Origin of the sequence: Coprococcus intestinihominis, from assembly GCF_040096555.1 — a bacterium.
In the GTDB taxonomy this organism is placed as follows: Bacteria; Bacillota; Clostridia; order Lachnospirales; family Lachnospiraceae; genus Coprococcus_A; species Coprococcus_A intestinihominis.
This window is the reverse complement of sequence record NZ_JBBMEK010000382.1, coordinates 1-2165: the sequence shown is the minus strand read 5'-3', so window position 1 is coordinate 2165 and position 2165 is coordinate 1. Positions and strand designations below refer to the sequence as shown.

Annotated in this window: 3 protein-coding genes and 1 pseudogene; 2 read left to right on the top strand and 2 right to left on the bottom strand. The window is 39.5% G+C overall.

Annotated features, from left to right (window positions below; genetic code table 11):
- A partial coding sequence (locus WMO25_RS17420) for a cytidylate kinase-like family protein (protein WP_349086452.1) occupies positions 1-600 on the top strand: 600 nt, incomplete at its 5' end.
- A gap of 118 nt (positions 601-718) precedes the next feature.
- Positions 719-895 carry an NAD(P)-binding domain-containing protein gene (locus tag WMO25_RS17415; protein WP_349086451.1) on the top strand — a complete coding sequence of 59 codons (177 nt, stop codon included), beginning with the start codon at positions 719-721 and terminating at the stop codon, positions 893-895.
- Positions 896-1016: 121 nt separating this feature from the next.
- Here the strand turns inward: WMO25_RS17415 and WMO25_RS17410 are convergent.
- A pseudogene (locus tag WMO25_RS17410) lies at positions 1017-1337 on the bottom strand (nucleotide pyrophosphohydrolase).
- A gap of 16 nt (positions 1338-1353) precedes the next feature.
- Positions 1354-2165: DNA/RNA helicase domain-containing protein (locus tag WMO25_RS17405; protein WP_349086449.1), on the bottom strand; the 812-nt coding region annotated here is incomplete at its 5' end.

The following is a 2165-nucleotide window of genomic DNA, read 5'->3' as shown; positions in this document are numbered from 1 at the left end:
TCTGAATACGCCTCTGTTATTACCATCGGCCGACAGTACGGCAGCGGTGGAAGCGAGCTCGGACAGATTCTGGCCGACAAGCTTGGCTATAATTTTTATGATAAGGAAATCATTGAAATGACTGCCGGAACCACCGGATACTCTTCCAATTACGTCGGTGAACATCAGGAATCCCTGACTAACAGCCTGCTTTATGATTTAGTTAATCATATGTACACTTTCCCTGAGACAGAAGCACCAAAGGATAAGATTTTCGATGCCCAGTCCAAAGTAATTCGGGAAATTGCTTCCAAAGGTCATTGCGTCATTGTCGGACGCTGTGCCGATCAAATTTTGAAAGACCGTACGGATTGCCTGAATGTTTTCCTTCATGCGCCTTTAACAAACAGAATTAAACGTGTTATGAGCAAAAAAAATCTAACAGAGAAAGAAGCCAAGAATCTGATTCTCAAGGAGGAACGCCGCAGAGCAGATAATTATCATTATTATACAAGACAGATATGGGGCGCTTCCGCCAATTACCATCTGTCTTTGGATACATCGCTTGGTTATGACTATGTCATGGATGTTATTCTGGAAACAGCAAAAAGACTTAAGTAGTCCATCCTCCTTGTCATCATGACAAAAAAATTGTATAATAATCTTGAAATACATACAAGCATCGTCTTTTCCGGACGGTGCTTGCTTTCGTTAAATATAAGCAAAGGAGCTTCCAATAATGAACGAATTGAAATGGGCAGTACTGGGCACCGGCGTGATTGCCAATGAAATGGCACAGGCCCTCCACAATATGGGCCGTACATTGTACGGTGTCTGCAACCGAACTTACGACAAAGCCGTATCTTTCGCTGAGAAATATTATCCGACAGTCTCTGCTTCACGGCAAACATGTTGAAGATATGGAAACAGCGATTCTTACAGGCAATACGGCGATCATGAAACTATATGCAGATGTCACCATGACACAAAAATAAAATTTTTATCATATTCTTATAACTCCTCTTCTTTCTCCACTATTATAGCTGATCGTACTTGACCGCGCTCCCTTTTGCCTTTTCTACCGGATACTTTGCTTCATTCTGCGACATCTTCATACTTATGATCTCATCCGCATCCAGCTCCAACTTATCTAACAGATTCTGGCTATAAACCAAAACATCCGCCAGCTCCTCCTTGACATGCTGAAGATCATATTCTTCATCAGACCACTGGAAGCGCTCCAATAACTCGGCCTCCTCAATTACGATTGATTTTACAAGATTTGTTGGCGAATGAAACTGCTCCCAGTCTCTGTCCTATGTAAATTTTCTAATTCTATCTATCGTTTCCTGCTTCATAATTAAACTTACTCCTTTATTTTGCTGCTTCTAATAATGCTTTCCGAAGTTCTGGATCACAGGCATAAATATACATTCCATTAACTCCTCGTGTCATTAAGACTCTCACTTCATGCTGAATCAATATTTCACCAAATTTCTGTTTTGTTCCATCAGATAATGTTCTATTTCGAATTGCCTTCTCATTACAGCTTTCCGAAGGATCAAATATTACCTTTCCATTACGATATTTTACAGATGGTCCAAGAATAACTCCAGCGTAATTAAGATCAAATCCTTGAATTGTAAATGTTGAACCAACTTCATTTATCGTTTGCGGTTGTTCAGCCCACGCTAATCCTTTGATAGCTCTTTTTTCTTTTCTTGTAAGTTCGGACTCCAACTCCCTATTCCAAGGCTTGTGCCATTTTCCAATCATTACTTCCCAATATCTCATAAGCCTGTCCTCTGGTTTATGATTGGAGCTATATTCCCAATCATAAGTTGCAATCACCCTTGATAACATCGAATCACTTTCTTTTGCTCTTTTCTGAATCTCCACATCAAGTAATTCAGGCTTATCAAATACCTTGATATCATATCCTCCAAATGTATCTGGAATTTTCTTTAAGCATCTCTCTTTTGTAAAGGAATCAATCCAATCCATTGTTGCAGAATCTACCTGCATACGAAGTTGCTTATATAATGCAATATGATTATTTTCCGCTTTTGCTTGGTTTCTGTACTTCTCAAGAATCTGAGATTCCCAAAACTGCTCTGTTGTGAGAATCTGATTTTCATCAAACATTACCACCGTCACACGAGCTCTATCTATAATGTCTTTCAACT

Excerpts from the sequence above, each read along its gene's own strand:
- WMO25_RS17415 (WP_349086451.1), top strand. The coding sequence starts at position 719 with ATGAACGAATTGAAATGGGCAGTACTGGGCACCGGCGTGATTGCCAAT.